At 65.8% G+C, this 18,379-nt stretch carries 16 protein-coding genes, 1 tRNA gene and 1 pseudogene; 8 read left to right on the forward strand and 10 right to left on the reverse strand.

The genetic code is table 11. The annotated features are described in order from the left end of the window. Positions 1-7: 7 nt before the first annotated feature. The 6 genes from RZN05_RS02790 to RZN05_RS02815 form a co-directional block, all read right to left on the reverse strand. Positions 8-3,028: a TonB-dependent receptor gene (locus RZN05_RS02790; protein ID WP_317225103.1), complete on the reverse strand. Its 3,021-nt coding sequence runs from the start codon at positions 3,026-3,028 to the stop codon at positions 8-10. Between the two features lie 88 nt (positions 3,029-3,116). After that, positions 3,117-4,109 (reverse strand): FecR family protein, encoded by a 993-nt coding sequence (locus RZN05_RS02795; RefSeq protein ID WP_317225104.1) that lies wholly within the window; start codon positions 4,107-4,109, stop codon positions 3,117-3,119. Continuing rightward, positions 4,087-4,668, reverse strand: coding sequence for an RNA polymerase sigma factor (locus tag RZN05_RS02800; protein ID WP_317225105.1), 582 nt, complete (start codon positions 4,666-4,668; stop codon positions 4,087-4,089). The genes RZN05_RS02795 and RZN05_RS02800 overlap by 23 nt, the downstream gene beginning before the upstream one ends. 537 nt (positions 4,669-5,205) lie before the next feature. Then, positions 5,206-5,282: transfer RNA gene (locus RZN05_RS02805), tRNA-Trp, on the reverse strand. 47 nt (positions 5,283-5,329) lie between these two features. Continuing rightward, the gene (locus RZN05_RS02810; RefSeq protein ID WP_317225106.1) at positions 5,330-7,687 is read right to left on the reverse strand and encodes a putative bifunctional diguanylate cyclase/phosphodiesterase; all 2,358 of its coding nucleotides are present in this window, start codon (positions 7,685-7,687) and stop codon (positions 5,330-5,332) included. Between the two features lie 131 nt (positions 7,688-7,818). After that, a complete protein-coding gene (locus RZN05_RS02815; RefSeq protein WP_317225107.1) occupies positions 7,819-9,591 on the reverse strand; it encodes a fatty acyl-AMP ligase in 1,773 nt (590 codons plus the stop codon). 122 nt (positions 9,592-9,713) lie between these two features. Between RZN05_RS02815 and RZN05_RS02820 the strand changes: the two genes are divergently transcribed. The 5 genes and pseudogenes from RZN05_RS02820 to RZN05_RS02840 form a co-directional block, all read left to right on the forward strand. After that, entirely contained in the window at positions 9,714-10,262 is a 549-nt protein-coding gene (locus tag RZN05_RS02820) for a regulatory protein RecX (RefSeq protein ID WP_394804774.1), read from the forward strand. 152 nt (positions 10,263-10,414) lie between these two features. After that, positions 10,415-10,930: a cold-shock protein gene (locus RZN05_RS02825; protein ID WP_317225109.1), complete on the forward strand. Its 516-nt coding sequence runs from the start codon at positions 10,415-10,417 to the stop codon at positions 10,928-10,930. A gap of 4 nt (positions 10,931-10,934) precedes the next feature. Continuing rightward, a complete protein-coding gene (locus RZN05_RS02830; RefSeq protein ID WP_317225110.1) occupies positions 10,935-11,432 on the forward strand; it encodes a DUF192 domain-containing protein in 498 nt (165 codons plus the stop codon). A 51-nt stretch (positions 11,433-11,483) separates the two neighbouring features. Continuing rightward, a complete protein-coding gene (locus tag RZN05_RS02835) occupies positions 11,484-11,876 on the forward strand; it encodes an NADH:ubiquinone oxidoreductase subunit NDUFA12 (protein ID WP_317225111.1) in 393 nt (130 codons plus the stop codon). Between the two features lie 188 nt (positions 11,877-12,064). Then, positions 12,065-12,298: pseudogene (locus RZN05_RS02840) on the forward strand (DUF2155 domain-containing protein); the annotation flags it as partial. Between the two features lie 35 nt (positions 12,299-12,333). Here the strand turns inward: RZN05_RS02840 and aat are convergent. The 4 genes from aat to RZN05_RS02860 form a co-directional block, all read right to left on the reverse strand. Next, positions 12,334-13,077 carry a leucyl/phenylalanyl-tRNA--protein transferase gene (gene aat, locus RZN05_RS02845; protein ID WP_317225112.1) on the reverse strand — a complete coding sequence of 248 codons (744 nt, stop codon included), beginning with the start codon at positions 13,075-13,077 and terminating at the stop codon, positions 12,334-12,336. Positions 13,078-13,084: 7 nt separating this feature from the next. Next, positions 13,085-13,816 (reverse strand): ParA family protein, encoded by a 732-nt coding sequence (locus tag RZN05_RS02850; protein ID WP_317225113.1) that lies wholly within the window; start codon positions 13,814-13,816, stop codon positions 13,085-13,087. An 83-nt stretch (positions 13,817-13,899) separates the two neighbouring features. Beyond that, positions 13,900-14,205 carry a hypothetical protein gene (locus RZN05_RS02855; RefSeq protein ID WP_317225114.1) on the reverse strand — a complete coding sequence of 102 codons (306 nt, stop codon included), beginning with the start codon at positions 14,203-14,205 and terminating at the stop codon, positions 13,900-13,902. Between the two features lie 188 nt (positions 14,206-14,393). Continuing rightward, entirely contained in the window at positions 14,394-15,809 is a 1,416-nt protein-coding gene (locus tag RZN05_RS02860; protein WP_317225115.1) for a Y-family DNA polymerase, read from the reverse strand. Positions 15,810-15,897: 88 nt separating this feature from the next. On the opposite strand from RZN05_RS02860, the gene RZN05_RS02865 reads away from it, so the two are divergent. From RZN05_RS02865 to RZN05_RS02875, 3 genes are all read left to right on the forward strand, one after another. Then, positions 15,898-16,389, forward strand: a complete 492-nt coding sequence (locus RZN05_RS02865) for a hypothetical protein (protein WP_317225116.1) — start codon at positions 15,898-15,900, stop codon at positions 16,387-16,389. Positions 16,390-16,451: 62 nt separating this feature from the next. After that, positions 16,452-17,351, forward strand: a complete 900-nt coding sequence (locus RZN05_RS02870; protein WP_317225117.1) for a PEP-CTERM sorting domain-containing protein — start codon at positions 16,452-16,454, stop codon at positions 17,349-17,351. A 236-nt stretch (positions 17,352-17,587) separates the two neighbouring features. Beyond that, positions 17,588-18,376, forward strand: a complete 789-nt coding sequence (locus RZN05_RS02875) for a COG4705 family protein (RefSeq protein ID WP_317227550.1) — start codon at positions 17,588-17,590, stop codon at positions 18,374-18,376. Positions 18,377-18,379: the final 3 nt, after the last annotated feature.

Below are 18,379 nucleotides of genomic sequence, written 5' to 3' on the forward strand. Positions count from 1 at the left end.
GTGCTCCTCAAAACTGGAAGCGTACGCCGGCGCGGAACGCGCGGCCGATCACGTCGTAATAGGTCTGGGAAATGCCAATCTGGGCACTGCCGATGCCAGTGCCCGAGGGAGCATAGGGCGCCGGAGCCTTGTTCGCTACATTGTCGATCGCGCCATAGATCTTCACCCCGTCAGTGAGTCGGAAGCTCATCGAGAGATCGACATAGAAGGCCCCATCGACGCGATTGCTGTCGATGGTGCGGTTGAGCGTCGTCGAGGTCGGGCAGGAGGTGCTGCACTCGATGAAGGAATTGGCGATGACGCCGTCGCTGAACCCGCGGCCGGTGACCGAGAAGGAAATCGGCCCCTTGTCGAAGGCGATCTCGGCGAGATAGCGCCAGGTCGGCACGCCGGTATTCTCGCCGAGGTTTGAGGTAGGCGGATTGATCCCATTATCCACGCTGCTCTCCAGATAGCGTGTTGCCAGCGCCCTGAAGGAGAGGGTGCCGTCGCCCGCGCCGCCCGAGATCGAGGAGAGCGGCAGGCGGTAGCCAAGCTCCATGTCGACCCCGCGCGCGGTTTGGCGAGCAAGGTTTATCGGCCGCAGGTACACGTCGGTCATAAAGCCGTCGGCATTGCGCACGATCAGGCTGCAAAGCGAGGTGTTGCCGGTGTGGCACTGGTTGATGATCGTGCTCGCGCTCAGCGAGGCGATCGCCTCCTTCACCTGGATGTCGAAATAGTCGACCGAGGCGAACAGGCCGGGGACGAAGCTCGGCTGGACCGTGGCGCCGATGTTGAAGGTGTCGGCCCTCTCGGGATTCACAACCGGATTGCCAATTGTCGTCTGGAAAACCGTGTAGGACTGGTTGTTCTTGGCCGGATCAACCAGCGTGGTGGTGTTGGTCTGGCCGGCCTGGAACAACTCTGAGAGATTGCCCGCGCGAATGTCGCGCGAGCGAGTTACGCGGAAACGGATGTCGGGAACAGGCGCATAGGTCAGACCGGCTTTCCAGGTCGTGACGTAGCCCGAAGTGCTGTAGTCGGTCGCGCGCACTGCGCCATTCAATTCCAGCGCATGCGCCCAACTCGTCCGCTCCGCGAGCGGCACTACCATTTCGAGGAACGCTTCTTTGACCGTGTAGGCGCCGTGGATCGGCTTGTAGTTGCCCGCCCAATAGCTGTTGCGCAGCGACAGCGGATCGCTCTCGCCTTCCTCTTCCTCGCGGCGATGCTCGACCCCGAATGCCAGTGAGACTGGGCCGGCCCAAGTCGAGAAGGGCGCGCCGCGCACCGTCGCGGAAACCACGCCCTGAGTGATCTTGGCGTTGAGGAACGAGCGACCGATCACATAATCGAGTGCAGCGCTGGACGCGACACCGGTGCCCAGGATGTTGAGCGGCACACAGCCATTGCCCGGGTTGGCCAGCGTCGAGCGGCAGATTATTGCGCCGCTGGTGGTGCGAACCGCGTCGATCGCCGCGTTGTAATTGGCGGTGATCGGCACGCCGGTAGCGTTGAGGAACTTGCTGACGTTGCGATTGCCCCGGATCATCCAGGCCCAGTCGGTGCCGAGGATATTCACCTCGCCGTCGGCGCCGATCGCATAGCGATACAGGTCATGACGGGTCTCTGTGACGATGCCGCCGATCGCCGAGTTCCAGCTGCCGACGTTGAGCGACGTCTCGCCGAGGTCTATCATGCGCTGGCGCACCGCCTCTGGCAGGAAAGCGTTGTCGCGCTGGATGATCAGCCCGCCGAAATTGAACATCGGAGTGCCGGTGGTCTTTGTCTTGGCCTGGACGTAGGAGAATTCGCCAAACAGGTTGACGCGGTCAGCCACTTCATAGCTCAGCCGCGCAAACACACTCTTGTGCGAAATCTCGGGGTCGAGATTCTGAGGACCGCTGCCGAAATCGGTGTAGCGCCAGTCACCGCCCACCATGAACGGATCGTTGACTACCGAGCCATAGTTGAGTTGCCCGGGCGTGCCGCCTGGCCCGAAATAGAGGCCGCGGAGCGGGCCGCGCGTGACGATCGCGCCGGGCGCCACCGTCGTGTAGCCGACGCCGTCGCGCACGATATGTTCGGGCTGGCCGTTGGTCGCGGTATAGGCCGGGTTGAACAGCGTCTTGCGGCCGCGATACCAGTCGCGCGGCATGCCCTTGATGCCTTCGCTGTACCAGTTCTCGCCGCTGACCAGCAGGTGGCCTCGCCCATCGGCGAAACCGGTGCCGGCGCTGAGCGACACGCGGTAGTTCTTATTGTCGCCATAGGTGGTGATGCCACCTTGGACCTCGCCCTTCACGCCGGTGAAGTCCTTGTCGAGCACGAAGTTGACCACGCCTGCGACGGCGTCCGAGCCCCAGGCGGCCGATGCGCCGCCGGTGACGATATCGACGCGCTTGACCAGCGCGCTCGGGATCGAGTTGGCATCGACCAAGCCGTTAAGCGAGGCGGCGGGCAGACGCTGCCCGTCGAGCAGTACGAGTGTACGCGTCGCGCCCAAGTTGCGCAGGTTGAGTGCGCTGATGCCCATGAAGCCGCCACTGATGTTGCTGGCCGTGTTGCGCGGATTGTTGCTGCCAGCGAGCGCCGGGAGGCGGCTGATCTGCTCGGCCAAGTTGATCTGCGCTGAGCGGTCGATCTCGTCGCGACCGAGCACGGTCAGTGGCGTCGGCGCCGAATAGCCGTTGCGGATCACGCGCGAGGCGGTGACCACGAGCGAAGTGTCGGCCAGATCGTCTGTGCCCAGCACCGCAGTGCCGCCGTCGAAGGAGCGGACAACCAACCCAGTGCCGGCGAGCAGCGCGTCGAGCGCAGCGCGGGTCTCGAGCGTGCCGCGGACTATGTTGGTGGTGCGACCTTCGGCATCGCGGCTGGTGACAATAATCTGGATGCCGGCCTGACGCGCCAGTTCCTTCACGCCGGTCACCACCGGTTGAGCGGGCACGTTGAAAGTATGCGTCTGCGCCTGCGCGGCAGTAGCGCACGAAAATGCTGCGGCCGCGACCATCGTCGCAGCTGCTCGATACTGACTGAAAAGCATGATTTCCCCGTTTGCTGGTATCGATGCTAAGGACCGAAACGGTTGGAACTTTCCGTCATTTGAATAATATTAATTGTTCGAGACGTTTTTATTTCTTTTCTATTACGATGCGGCCGTCGATGATCTGTACTTCGGCATCGGCAACTGCCGCGGCGGCTCGGGCGAAACGTTCCGGGTCACTCGCCCGGAATAGCCCCACGATTCGGATCTCCCCCGTCGCGGTATCGGGAATGACGATCTGGGTGCGGTTGACACGGTTGAACCGTGCGGCGGCGGCCGAGATGCTGACATTATCGAGCGCGATCTGCGCGAGTGCGGGCGGCGGCGGAGCGGGGCGTGCGATCTGGACGGGAGCAACTTCAGGCAGGCGGCGCGCGCCGGGCTCCAGCGTCAATGCCCCGCCGGCGTGTAGCAGCACGGCCTGCTCGCGGTCGTCACGTCCCCAGACCAGCACGCTGCCTTCCTCGACACGCACCGCGCTGCCGCTCGGGCCGATCCGGCGAACGGTGTAGACCGTGCCGGTCGCCTGGGCATAGACATCGCCCGACCGGACCACGAACGGATGCGCGCGATCCTTGGCGACGTGGAACACGGCCTCGCCCTGAAGTAGCGTCACCTTGCGCACGCCGTCTGCCATTGCGAAGTCGATCCGCGCGCCCTTTCCAAGCGTTGCGACCGAGCCGTCGGCAAGCCGGAGATCGCTCGAAGCGGCCGCGGGGCTTTCGGATGGTTGTTGCGCGACGCGGCCCGGCGCGAGCGCCAACGTGCCGATCCCAATCGTGCCGATGAGCGATGCCGCGAGCGCGATCCGGCCAAAGCTGAGCCAGCCTTTGCCGGCGTCCTCGCTATTGTTGTTTCCGACGGAAGCGGCCGCCTGGCTGGCGGCATCGCCACGCAGCGCGTCCTCGATCGCGAACAGCGCGGCACGGGCGCGCAGAAAGGCGCCGCGGTGCCGCCGGTCCGCCGCAAGCCATGTTTCGATGGCGTACTTCGTGTCAGCGGACATGTCGCCGTCGAGCGCACGCGCGGCCCAGCGCGCGGCTTCCGCGTCTATGCCTTCACTGGGAACGGCGCTTGCCAATCCGCGCATCCTCCTGCTGGTCTGCATCCTCCCCGGTCATGGCGTCCTGATCCGCCATCGCGGCCAGCACGCGCCTTATCCCGCGCACGATGTTGTTCTCGACGACATTCTCACTAATCCCAAGCCGCTCGGCGGTCTCCCGCTGCGACAGTCCCTCGATCCTGCGAAGCTCGATCACGCGGCGGCAGGTGTCGGACAGGCTCGCCAGCACGCGGCCGACTCTGCTCAACTCCTGCGCATCCTCGACCTGACGTTCGACGGAGGGGTTCTCATCAAGGACGTCGAACCAGTCCTTTTCCGTCATTGATACGATATTTTTATTGGTATGCCGCACGGCATCTACTGCCGCGGCGTGCGCTGCACGACGGAAATAGGCGAGCGGGTTTTCGATATGCTCGATCGACTTCAGGCTGGAGAGCCGGCAATAGGCTTCCTGCAACACGTCATCGACGTCGACGGCGCCGCGCCACTGACGCGTCAGCCAAACCCGGACTCGGTTTTCGTGCGGCAGTATCTCGCGGGCCACCCAGCGAGCGACGATGTCGTACTCTCTTTCCATCTAGGCGCGTCGCAGTCCTCGCGAGTTCGCGCCCGGCGCGATTCGCATGACCGTTGAGCCGACACGTGTGACAGCCTCATGAAACATGAAGACGAGTTGCCTGACCGCCTCCTTAGAAGACTTCACAGCAATGCCGACAATTGTGCGCTTTGCCCGTTATTCGGTCTCGGGTTCCCAATGCCGTCCCATAGCGATCTCAGGTGGTGGGAACTGAGTCATGGCTCACGGTCATGTGTGGACGGCTCTTCATTCGCAAAAGGGTATGAGTTGTGCACGCAGTGGTCGGTGCGGCCCCGTGTCCGGCCTGTAGTGCGGCCTTCTCATCGCCGCGGGCCATGATGCCTTTCGCGGGCCAGATCCCCGATCAATTCCACATACCTCAAGGTGCCGTGCCGTGCGGTACTTTCGAACTCATCGTTTCGGGACCGAAAGCTTTCAGCTGCGTACCGTAAGCCCTTTGATATCCTGCTGAAAAGCCAGCCGGAGGCTGCTCCCGCAAACAAGAGTGCAGGGGGCGAAAACGCGAAAAGTGCGAGATGGCAGGGGCGCTCGGATTCGAACCGAGGGCCTTCGGTTTTGGAGACCGACGCTCTAACCAGCTGAGCTACGCCCCTGTGCGGATCGGGCCTTTAGCCGGGCCGCGCGGCTCCGGCAAGAGGGCTCAGGCAGCGACGCTGCCGCCGGAGGAATGCATTGCCAGCACGCGGGCTTCCTGGACCGGGAGCGGACGCCCGAAATAATAGCCCTGGACCTTGGTGCAGCCCAGTTGCTGGATCATCTGGTGCTCTTCCTCGGTCTCGACGCCCTCGGCGGTCGTCGCCATGCCGAGGCTGTCGGCAAGCGCCACCACCGCGCGGATGATCGCGATCGCTTCCTTGGTGCCCTTCGAGGCGCTCTGGACGAAGCTGCGGTCGATCTTGATCGAGCTGAACCGCGTGCGTGCCAGATAGCCGAGCGACGAATAGCCGGTGCCGAAATCGTCGAGGCTTAGGCGCACACCAAGGTCGAGGATCTTCTCGAGCACTTCGATCGCCGCGGTGCCTTCGCGCATGAACACGCTCTCGGTGACCTCGAGCTCGAGCCGTTCCGGGGGGAGGCCGGATTGGGCGAGCGCCTGCGCGACGACGCTGACGAATGCCGGGTTGTGGAGCTGCTCGGGGCTGACATTGACGGCGATGCGCACGGGCACATCCCAGCTCGCCGCCTCGTCGCAGGCGGTGCGGAGCACCCATTCGCCGATCGGCGCGATCAGACGCGCTTCCTCGGCGAGCGGGACGAACTTGGCGGGCGAGACATTGCCGAACTGCGGATGGGTCCAGCGCAGCAGCGCCTCGAACCCGTTGAGCTGGCCGGTCGCGGCATTGACCACCGGCTGGTAGTTGAGGTGCAGTTCGCCATTCTCGACCGCGCTGCGCAGCGCGATCTCGAGCACGCGGCGCTCCTCGGCGGCCATGTGGAGCTGCGGCTCATAGGCGTGGAACACGCCGCCGCCGGCATCCTTCGAGCGATAGAGCGCGAGATCGGCCGAGCGGATCAGCATCTCGGCGGTGCGGCCATCGCGCGGACCCACCGCGAGGCCGACCGAGGCGCCGATATAGAGCGTGTGCTGATCGACCTCATAGGGGCGCGACAGCGAATCGATGATCGTCTGGGCGAGCTGCTCAGTGCGCTGGGTGTCTGTGGCGTCGCGCACCACCACGGCGAATTCGTCGCCGCCCAACCGGCCGATCATCTCGTTGTCGGTCATCAGCAGCTTGAGCCGTTCGGAGACCCGGCCGAGCAGCCGGTCGCCGACGGGATGGCCGAGCGTGTCGTTGACTGCCTTGAAGCGATCGAGGTCGATCATCATGAAGGCGCAGCGCGAGCCCCATTTGTCGGCATCGGCCATTGCGCGGGCGAGCGTCTCGTTGATCAGCAGGCGGTTGGGCAGCCCGGTCAGCGTGTCGAAGCGCGCCATATGGCTGATCTTGTCGGCGGACTTGCGCGCCTCGGTGACGTCCGATCCGACGCCGCGGAAGCCGATGAACGCGCCGCGCTCGTCGTAGCGCGGGCTGGCGGACATCTCCCACCAGCGCTCCTCGCCGTTGACATAGACCGGCAGCAGCAGGTCGCGGAACGGGTCGCGGCCCTTGAGCCGCTCGGCGAGCGCGCGCAGCCCCGGGGCGAAATTGCCGTCCTCCCAGGTGTGGCCGGCGAGGATCTGGAGGAACGGCGTGCCGTTGATCGTCTTGGGATCGGCGCCGAGCGAGACCGCGAAGCGCGGGTTGGCGCGAGCGACGCGGCGCTGCGCATCGATCTCCCACAACCAGTCGGAGCCCGAATCCTCGAACTCGCGCAGCAACAGACTCACGGTCTCGTCGCGCTCGGCGAGCGCCATCTCGCTGGCGCGGATCACGACCAGCGCGCGGCCCCGCCCGAAGGTGGCCAGTACGAGCAGCAGCGTGAGCAGTCCCGCCGCGGCTGCGAGGATCGGCGACGTGGTAAGCCCGAGCATCGTCGCCATCGCGGCGCCGACGATCGAGACGAAGGCGATGGTCGCGAGCGGCAGCGCTGCCATCGCGATCGCAGAGGCGGTCATCAACAGCGAGATCACCACCCAGAGACCGAGCGCTGAGCCGGTATCCGCGGCGGCGCCGAATGCCAGCGGCGGGATCGACCACACCGCGCCGAGCGAGATACCGTCGAACACGGTATCGCGAACGTCCTTGAGCGAGGCGGTGACGGCGGCGCGATGGCGCTTCGACAGCCGCCGGAAGGCAATGGCGCAGCTCACCGCGGCGGCCAGCGCCCCCCAGCTCGCAAGCTGCCAGAGCGGTACGGTCGCGCCGAGCAGCATCGTCACCAGCGACGCGCCGACGACGTTGGCGGCAAGCATGAACAAGGCGAGCTGGCTGCCGGCATGGAGCTGGGCGGCGCGAATTGGACCCCAGTCGATGCTGTCGGCCGGATCGTACAGGCCAAGAAGCGCGCGCGCGTCGATGCGCGGCTTGGCGAATTGGGAAGTCGTCTGGCTGCTCACTCGCCGAGAATAGACGAAGGGAGGTTAGCGAGAGGTTAGGCCCGTCCCCGAAACGGAGGAAATTTGCACCGGGGCAAACAGCTCGGCGATGCTGGTGGGCGGACCGGCGCAACCGATCCGCCCGAACCGCTTCAGGCCGCCAGGTCGTAGGGCTTGATGTCGCCGTTGAGGTAGAGGTTGCGCGCCTTGGCACGGCTGAGCTTGCCCGAGCTGGTGCGCGGCAGCGTGCGCGGCGGGACGAGTTCGATCACGCAGTTCATGCCGGTCACCGAGCGGACGCGCTCGCGAATCTCGTCGCGCAGGCGAAGGCGCTCCTTCTCGTCAGAGGTGCGGCACTGGACGAGGACCGCGGGTGTCTCCTCGCCGCCCGGCGTGGTGATCGCGAAGGCGGCGATGTCGCCCTGCTTGAAGCCGGGAAGCTGCTCCACGGCCCATTCGATATCCTGTGGCCAATGGTTGCGGCCGTTGACGATGATCATGTCCTTCGCCCGGCCGACGATATAGACGTAACCCTCTGAGATATAACCCATGTCGCCGGTGTCGAGCCAGCCGTCGGTCATGCACGCGGCGGTCGATTCGGGATCGCGGAAATAGCCGACCATAACGCTAGGGCCGCGGCACCAGACCTTGCCGATCGCCTTTTCGGGAAGCGGCGTGCCGTCTTCCTCGCGGATCTGGACTTCCATGTCCTTAACCGGCTTGCCGCAATTGACGATCGCGCGGAAGCGCTGCGGCCGGTCGGCGCGGGCGACATCGCCGCCCGAGAGTTGGGTTTCCTCGACCAGCTCGACAACGATGCCTTCGCCCGGTGGCATGATCGACACCGCCAAGGTCGCTTCGGCGAGGCCGTAGCTCGGCAGGAAGGCAGTCGCCTTGAACCCGGCATCGGCGAAGGCATCGACGAACGACTGCATTACGTCGGGACGGATCATGTCGGCGCCGTTGCCCGCGACGCGCCAGCGGCTGAGGTCGAACCGGTCGCTCGCCTTGGTCTGCGACGACATGCGGCGTGCGCAGATGTCATAGCCGAAGGTCGGCGAGTAGGAGAGGGTGGTGCCCTCATTCCGGCTGATCAGGTCGAGCCAGGCGAGCGGGCGCCGCGCGAAATCCTCGGTCTTGAGATAGTCGGTCGAGACCTGGTTGGCGACGACCGAGAGGAAGCAGCCGACCAGCCCCATGTCGTGATACCAGGGCAGCCAGGAAATGCAGCGATCGGTTTCCTCGAGCTGCATGCCGTGGCTGTGCGCCGACAAATTGTTTAGCAGCGCGTGGTGGGTGATCGCGACGCCGTGCGGGAAGCGCGTCGAGCCGCTCGAATATTGCAGATAGGCGATGTCGGAGGTCGCGGCCTGGGGCAGCGCCACTTCGGGGGCGGCGCGCTCGCCGAATTCGGACCAGTCGATCGCCTCGACATTGGTGATCCGCGCCGCCTCGGCGCACATCGCGCCGATCTCGGGCGGGTAGATCAGCATGCTCGGGTCGCAGCTTTCGAGCTGGACGCGAAGCTGGTCGATATAGCTCTGCGCGCCGCCGAAGCTGGTGGGCAGCGGCAGCGGCACCGGCCACGCGCCGGCATAAACCACGCCGAAGAACAGCGAGGCGAATTCGGCGCCGGTCTCGGCAATCAGCGCGATACGGTCCTCGGGCTTTACGCCGGCCGCGATCAGCCGGCGCGCCTGCCCCAGCGCATCCTCGCGCAGCTCGGAAAAGGGATAGGGGCGCGACAAATTGCCGCGCGCGTCATGAAAGTTCAGCCCGCGAACGCCCCGCGCGGCATAATCCAGCGCCTCGCCGAGCGTGGCGAAATCCGCCATACGACGCGGCAGACCGTCATTGGTCGGGGTAGGGGCGAGTTTTTCCGCCTCCATGATACCCGCATGCGATCCCGTTTCGTCCAATACCATTTCTTTGTCTCGTGCCCCTGTGAGCTGACAGACCGTTGTGCCCCACAACGCGTACTAATGCGGGCGGCTCTGCTACGCACTGGCGTTCAAAATCGGTTGCCACTGTGGCACAATCATGGCGCATGACCCGACCGAGGCGCCCGCTACCCCCTTTGAACGCCGCCGATCTCGAGCGATTCGCGCTCCGATATGTCGAGCGCTACGCCACGACAAGGGGCAAGCTGGCCGACTATCTGCGCCGCAAGCTTCGTGAGCGGGGCTGGGAAGGCGAGGGCACGCCGGACCCGGTCGGGCTGGCCCAGCGGATGGCGGATCTGGGCTATGTCAACGATCGGCTGTTCGCCGAATCCAAGGCGACTGCGCTGGTCCGGCGGGGGCTCGGCGCCAGGCGCGTCGACCAGGCGCTGCGCCATGCCGGGATCGATAGAGAGGATCTGGATGCCGTGGCACCCGCGGTGGCGGAGGATTCGTTGGCAAGCGCAGTCGCGTTCGCCCGGCGCAGGCGAATCGGCCCTTTCGCGCAGGAGGCTGCCGCGCGGCCGGTGCAGGAGAAGCAGCTCGCCGCGATGCTGCGCGCGGGGCATTCGATGGAAATTGCGCGGAAAATCATCCGGATGGCGCCCGGCGAAGACACGGAGGGGCTTTTCGTCCCCACGTGGGACCGTTTTTGATTAAACTTAAAGACCAGGCCAACAAAGCAATTCCACATTTGGAAAATGCTGTGTTAAATACAGTCCCTTGGGGGACTAGGATAATGCGTGCTGAACAACAGCTTGCGCCTCGCGAGGATGCCATCGCACCGCCGGGGGAAGAAGAGTACGGGATGGAAACGGGGTCGGAAGGCCAGGTTTTCAGCGGGGTGGTCAAATGGTTCGACGTGACTCGGGGGTTCGGGTTTCTCGTCGCCGATGACGCGGCCGCCGGGGATATATTGATCCACTTCACCGTGCTGCAGGAGCATGGCCGGCGGAGCCTTCCCGAAGGTGCGCGGGTCGAATGCGTCGCGGTGCACCGGCAACGCGGGCTCCAGGCAAAGGAGATCCGCTCGATCGACCTGAGCGGCGCGGTCGAGGCGCCCAAGCGGCCTACCGAGCGCACCGACCGGATCCGGCTGATCGACGACGCCGGGCCGTTCGAGCCGGTCGAGGTCAAATGGTTCAATCGCCTCAAGGGCTACGGATTTCTGGTGCGCAGCGCGGACTCGGCGGATATATTCGTCCATATGGAGACGTTGCGTCGCGCCGAGATCGAGGAAGTCGAGCCCGGCCAGCCACTGAAGGCGCGCATCGTCGAAGGCGACAAGGGGCCGCTGGCAGTGGTGGTCGAAAGGACCGACTGAGACGATGATGTTCCGGCGTGGGTTGGGCGCGGTGCTTGCCGCGGCAGTGCTGCTCGTCTCTCCCGTCTGGCAAGGCGGGGCCGGTGCCCAGGGCGTTGCCGATCAGGGTGCAGCCACGAAGGTCGAGGTCATCGTCCATAGCCGCGGCGGGCCGCGGCGCTTCCATGTCGAGCGCGCGCGGACCGCCGCCGAGCAGGAGCGGGGGCTGATGTTCCGCACCAATATCCCGGCCGATGGTGGCATGCTGTTCGCCCCCTATCCTGGGGCGGGCGGGGGGCCGCGCGCGGCGAGCTTCTGGATGAAGAACACGCCGACCTCGCTCGACATCCTCTTCATCCGCCCCGACGGAACGATCGCGGCGATCGCGGCGAAGACCACGCCCTATTCGGAAGTGTCGTCCAAATCGGGCGAGCCGGTGAGCGCAGTGCTCGAGATCCTCGCCGGCAAATCGGCCGAATTGGGCATCGCGCCTGGCGACAAGGTGAGCTGGGCCGAGCAGTGAGCGGCGCGGATTCGATTGCCTCGGCTCGCCCGCGGAGCTAATCGGGCGCGCATGAGCCTGAATCGCAATCCCTTCACCTGGTGGAACGGCGCCACCCTCGGTACCTGGCTGGGCCTTCGCGGCAAGAACCGGATGGGCGAGGATTCGCTGGGCAACGTGTATTGGGAAGGCGGCAAGGACCCGAACGGCGTTCTGCGCCGCTGGGTGATCTATAGCGGCTCGAACGATGCGAGCCGCGTGCCGCCCGAGTGGTTCAGCTGGCTCCACCACCAGATCGATGCCGCGCCCGACCAGGCGCTGCCGGCGCCGCGGGTGTGGGAAAAGGCGGCCGAGCCCAACCTGACCGGCACGCACCAGGCCTATCGCCCATCGGGTGCGCTCGAGGCGGGCGGCCGGCGGGCACGCTCCACTGGCGACTACGAGGCCTGGACGCCCGAAGCATGAGGCATGGCGCCGCAACGGCGGCAGCGCTGCTATTGCTCGGGCTCGGCGCGTGCAAGGCCGGCGAGCAGCCTGCCAACAACAGCAGCGATGACCTGGTGATCACCACCGACGCGGGCAACGCGTCGGGCGGCGCGGAAGTCGTGGCGGTCGGCGCAGACACCAGCGCGCTCAATGCCGCGGCGACCCCGATGAACGAGCGCGAAGCGGTGCTCGGCCTGCTCAACAAGCGCAATGGCGAGACGCGTGAGTTCAAGCTCAAGCCTGGCCAGGCGGTGCGGACCGGCGATGTCATCGTGCGGCTGCGCGCCTGCGACAAGACTGCGCCGTGGGAAGCCGACCAGCTGACCGGCGCGTTCGTCCAGATCGATGTCCAGCAGCTCGACAAGAGCTGGCGGCGGGTATTCTCGGGCTGGCTCTACAAGGAGCGCCCGGCGCTCAACGTCGTCCAGCACCCGATCTACGACGTATGGCCCAAGAGTTGCGCGATGACCTTCCGCGAGAGCGGTCCGGATACGGTGCCGGCCCCTTCGGCCGGCGGCGACCGGTCGAGCGCGCCGAAATCGCCATCGACGCAGGCTACGCCGAGCGCGAGCCCGCCCGCCGAATCGCCGAGTGCGGCGCCCAGCAACGCGACATAGTCGTCGCGCGGGACTTCGATCACGCCGAGCGTGGCGAGGTGGTCGGTCAGGAACTGGCAGTCGAGCAGGGTGAACCCGCCCGCCTTCAATCGCGCGACGAGATGCGCGAACGCAACCTTCGAGGCGTCGCGAACCCGGGTGACCATTGATTCGCCGAAGAACGCGCGGCCGAGCGCCAGGCCGTAGAGCCCGCCGGCGAGGCGGTCGCCGTCCCAGCATTCGACCGAATGCGCGAAGCCGCGGCGGTGCAGCTCGACGAACACGCGTTCGATCGGGCCGTTGATCCAGGTGTCGGGGCGGTCGCTCGCGGATTCGGCGCACAGGCGGATGATCCCCTCGAACGCGGTGTCGACGGTGACGCGGAAGCGCTCGGCCGCGATCGTCTTCCTGAGCGAGCGCGAGAGATGGAAATCGTCGAGCGGCAGAATGCCGCGCAGCTTGGGCTCGACCCAATAGACGCTCGATGCGAGGCGGTGGTCGGCCATCGGGAACACGCCCATCGCATAGGCGCGCAGGACGAGATCGGGGTCGAGATCCAGCGCGGGCGGGAGCGGGTGAGTCATCCTCGCCTCAACGCGCGGAAGCCAGCCGGCGTTCGATCGCCTGCCACAGCGCCGCAAAGGCCTGTGCGCTGGGGCTGCGCGGGGCGAAGGCGCCGAGCGGCTGGTGGCGCTCGCCCATCGACTCGACCACGCTTGCCATCGGGATCGCCGGCCAGTCCGGATGCGCAGCGAGTGCCTCGGCATGGAGCTTGCGGCGGCGATCGACCATCGAATGGACGGGCAGCAGCGGCACCTTTCCGCCATGCTGCGCCAAATGGTGCTCGACCTCGGCAAAGGCGCGGATCGAGAGCGGCGAGGGGATGACCGGCACGACGATCAGGTCGGCGGCGCGCATCACCTGCTCGCTGGTCTCGGTGAGGCCAGGCGGGCAGTCGAGCAGCACGCGGTCATAGGAAGCGGCGAGATCGCCGAGCAGCTTGGCGAGGCGCTTCTTCTTGTCGAGTTCGTGGAAGGTGCGGTCGAGCTGGCGGAGCGAAGTGTCGGCGGCGATGAGGTCGAGCCGCGCGACGGCGGTCGGCTGGGCCAGCTTGGCGGGCTTGACGTCGCGGGTGAAGATCGCCTGCGCGTCCTTGCGGGCGTGCTCGCCGCCGTTCAGCAGGAAGCTCGACGCGGCCTGGGGGTCGAGATCCCAAAGCAGGGTGCGGCGCGACGACAACGTCGCCGCGGCCCAGGCGAGATTGACCGCCAGCGTGGTCTTACCGACGCCGCCCTTGAGGCTGTAGATCGCGATCGTCGCCAAGCGAACCTCCTCTCAGCAGGCTGGCATGAAAAAGGGCCGGCGGGGAAGCCCCACCGGCCCTTGGAATGAAAAAGCGAGATGCCTCAGGCGTGGCAGTTCTTCGAAGCCTTGCCGGGCAGGGTGACGTCGACATTCTTCGCAGTGCCGGTGAGCTTGTAGCCGCCCGCCGCCTCGAAAGGCTGGCCGGCTTCGGGCGCCTTGAGCATCGTGGCGGGGCCGGTCTTCTCGGTCTTGAGCTGGACCTGCTTGTTGCCCTGGAAGAAATCGAGATAGACGAGGCTGTTGTCGCCGCAGCGCAGCGTGACGCTCTCGGCGATCGCCGGCGGCAGCTCGACCGGCGCGGCGTTGGCGAGCTGCGACGCCATCGGATCGGGCGAGGTGCTGCTCACTTCTTCGGGAGCGTTCTGACAAGCCGAGAGCGAAAGCGCTGCAACGGCGGCGACGAGGAGGGAAGCGTTCTTCATAGCGGGTCTTGCTTTCGGGCAGGGGGCAAGAATCGTCAAGCGATTCGAGATACAAGGTCACATTATTCTGTTGCAGTGCAACGTAACACCATGTTTGTGTCCCGCATGTGAACTCATTCGTGGAATTCATCCAAATCAGGAATTCTCCCGAAGGCGATCTTAGTACCTACTGCATCAATTCGTCCGCCGCCGAGCGGACCGACGCTGACCGCGTGGCGCCCAAACTTCTCGTTGATCCGATCCATCGCGCGGCTGAGCGACAGCGTGCGCGTCTCGCGCGCCAGCGGGTCGTCCGGATCGAGCGCGGCGAACAGCGAACCCTGCTCGCCCTCGACCGCCTCGATCTCGCACAAAGTGACGCCGACCATCCGGAGCCGGAAGCCGCCGGCACGTAAGCGGCCCGCGGCGGCGAGGCGGGGGAAGAGCGTGTCGAGCGCCGCCAGGATGACGAAGCTGTCCTGCGTGTGGGGCAGCTTGATCGATGCGCGCCAGTTCGACTTGTCGTCCTCGAACTTGCCGTGGAGGACGAGCAGCCGGCTGCGATAGCCTTTCCGCCGCAGCCGGCTCGCCGCCTTGAGCGCGAGGCGGCGCGCGGTGAGGCGGGTGGGCTCGAGCCCGCGCTTGCCTGGGGAGAGGACGTGGCTGTGGCCGATCGTCCGGCTCTGGGTCGGCTTTTCGGGAAGCTCGACGCCGTGGAGCAGATACCAGAGCCTGTCGCCATTGGTGCCGCCCCAGGCCGTGCCGGCGTCGCGCGGGCGGCGCTCGCAGAGCTGGCGGATGTCGAGGATGCCGTCCTGCGCGAGGCGGCGTTCCATCTTGGCGCCGATGCCCGAAATCTCCCGCAGCTTGAGGCCGTAGAGACGGTGCGGGAGCTGGTCGGCAGTGAACACGACCAGCCCGTCGGGCTTTTGCAGGTCCGAGGCGAGCTTGGCGAGCAGCCGGTTGGGCGCGATCCCGACCGAGCTGGTCAGGCACTCGCCGACATGGGCGCGGATGCCCGCTTTGATCCGCCGGGCCAGCGCTACCGCAATCTCGGGCGTGTTCTCGTTGTCGAGCAGCCGGCAGGCGACTTCGTCGATGCTGCAGACATGGGTGACGGGGATGTGCTTCCAGATCTCGGCGACGATTGCGTCGTGGAACTCGACATATTTCTGGTGCCGCGCGGGGACGATCAGGACCTCGCGGCATTTGCGCCTGGCCTCCCACACCGGGGTGCCGGTGGTGATGCCGTAGCGCTTGGCCTCGACCGAGGCGGCGATCGCGACGGTGGTGTCGGCATCGACCGGCGCGACGATCACCGGCCTGCCCCTGAGCGCAGGATCGAGCTGCTGCTCGACGCTGGCGAAGTAGGAGTTGAGATCGAGGAACAGCCAGCGCAGCGGGCGGGGCGGAAAGGCGAGGATGTTGGAAATGCCGGGCTTAACTTCGCACTTTGCGCATTTATCGTTTTCGAAAGTTGCGCGGCCGGGATCGATCGTTGCGTGGCGCGAATTGGCGCTCGTGACCGATGCGGGAACGACGCGACTCATGGCATGAGAACAATAGCAGAACATGGCATTGTAGGAAACGCTTGACCCCCGCGCCGTGGGTTCGCAGGACGGCGCGACGGAGGACTGCATGCGAGTGTTGTTGACGACGGGACTTGCGCTGGCGCTGGCGGGGTGCGGCAGCGAAGAGGTGGCAAACAATAGCGTGGCGCCGCGCCCGACGCCCACGCCGCCGACGCTGGGCGGCGTCGATCTCAATACGCCGCTGCGCGCCTCGGGGACGGGCCCCTATTGGCAGATCGAGATCGCGCCGGGGACGATCGCCTATGCGGTCTCCCCCGACGTGCACCCGACCGATTTCTATCCCGTGAGCCCGAAGCTGGGCGAGGGACGCGCGATATTCGAGACGCAGACGCCCGAGGCGGAGCCGGTGACGATCACGCTGACCGCGGCGGCGTGCACGGCAGGGAAGGCAAGCCTGCCGCTGACCGCGGAAGCGAAGATCGGCGCGCGGACGCTCAAGGGCTGTGCCGGGCCGGCGCCGCGTCCGGTGCGGGAGGCCGTTCCGGTAGAAGGCGAGAATATGACGGTGGCCACGGAGAATGCGTCGGCGCAGCCTTAAAGCGGCAGCGTTGCGACTAGCCAATTAATCTTATAAATGCCGCCCAATTGGGAGAGGCAGATATGAAATATGCGATCCTGCTGGCGGCGATGGCATGGGCCGTGCCAGCAATGGCGCAAACCCCGCCCGCCGTGCCTGCCGCTCAGGTCCAGCGGACATCCGCGCCAACGCGCATCCTCTTCATCGGCAACAGCTTTACCTATGGCTCGCACTCGGCGGTTCGGAATTATCGCGCCGCCAGCGTCACCGATCTCAACGGGCTGGGCTATGGCGGCGTGCCCGCGCTGTTCAAGCTGTTCACGCAGCAGGCCGGGCTGAACTATGCGGTCAGCCACGAACTGCGCGGCGGTGCGACGCTGGGGTTCCACCTTGCCGAACGGCGCGCGCAATGGGAGCGGCCCTGGGATGTCGTGGTGCTCCAGGATCTGAGCACGTACACGCGGGAAACGCCGGGTAATCCGGCGTCGCATATCCGCGATGCCGGTGCGATCGCGGCGCTGCTCACCCGCGCCAACCCCCGCGTGCGCATCGAACTGATGGCGACGTGGAGCCGCGCGGACCTGGTCTATCGCCCGGGCAGCCGCTGGTCGGGCACGCCGATCGCGCGGATGGCCGAGGATCTGCGCAAAGGCACCGACGCGGCGCGGCGCGCGAGCCCGGACATCGACGGCGTGATCCCCGTCGGCCAGGCGTGGAACCGCGCCTTTGCCAATCGCGTCGCCGATCCCAATCCCTATGACGGGATCGCTTTCGGCCAGCTCGATTTATGGGGGCACGACCAGTTTCATGCCAGCACGGCCGGTTATTATCTCGAGGCGCTGGTCGTGTTCGGCAGGATCATCGGGCGCGACCCGCGCAGCCTGGGAGCGCAGGAGAAGGCGGCGGACGAACTCGGCTTGTCGCAGGCCCAAGCGCGAGCGCTGCAGCAGATCGCGTGGGAGACGCTGGCAGCGGAAGGATAGGTGGAGGAGCAGGTCGTGACCTTATGATCGCCACCGGCCGCTCACGCCTAATTCAGCCCTCCGCACCATAGGTTGGCAATCCCGAGAACGGCGTTGAGACCGCCTCCTACAATTCAGGCTTAGCCAATCGAGTTGAGCGTCGCGACATCGGGATTTGCCGCTTGCGACCGCCCTGAGGTTAGCCGATACCTGCCGATGCTGGTCCGCTGGAGGACATCGACGTGCAAAAGCAGACGATGGAAGGGACCGGCAAGGTCCCCGCAGTAACCTTCGCATTCTGGGTAACGAAGATCCTTGCGACAACACTCGGTGAAACCGGCGGCGACGCGGTGAGCATGAGTTGGCTAGGCGAAACGACACCGAGCGCGGGCAGTGGCGGCCTGAACGGGTATCTGGTCGGAACCATGATTTTCGGCTTGCTGCTGATCGTTCTGGTCTGGCTGCAAGTACGAGCGCGCCGCTTTCGTCCATGGCTATACTGGGCGACGATCATTGCCTCCACCACAGCTGGGACGACGCTCGCCGACTTTGCAACGCGCTCGATCGGCCTGGGTTATGCCGGAGGCTCCATCCTGCTGTTGGGGCTGGTGCTGGCATCGCTCTTCACCTGGTATCGCGCGATCGGAACGGTCGATGTGAATGCAATCGACAATGCTCGCGCCGAAACCTTCTACTGGGTCACCATCACCTTTTCGCAAACGCTTGGCACCGCTCTGGGAGACTGGGTTGCCGACAGCGCGCTGGGCTATTCCGGAGCCGCATTGCTGTTCGGCGCGGCGCTGGCCGGGTTGTGCGCGTTGTACTTGGTTACCCAAACGTCGCGCGTGCTGCTGTTCTGGGCCGCGTTCATTCTGACGCGCCCGCTCGGCGCGACAGTGGGCGACTTTCTCGACAAGCCGGCCGCAAAGGGCGGGCTGGAATTCAGTCGCCCGTTGGCGACGGCATGCCTCGTCGCGGCGATTTCCCTGCTGATCCTGTTCGTGCCGCAACGCGCGGGCGCGCATGGCGACGGAAAAGTCGAATAGCCA

The organism is Sphingomonas sp. HF-S4 (assembly GCF_032911445.1).
Taxonomy (GTDB): domain Bacteria; phylum Pseudomonadota; class Alphaproteobacteria; order Sphingomonadales; family Sphingomonadaceae; genus Sphingomonas; species Sphingomonas agrestis.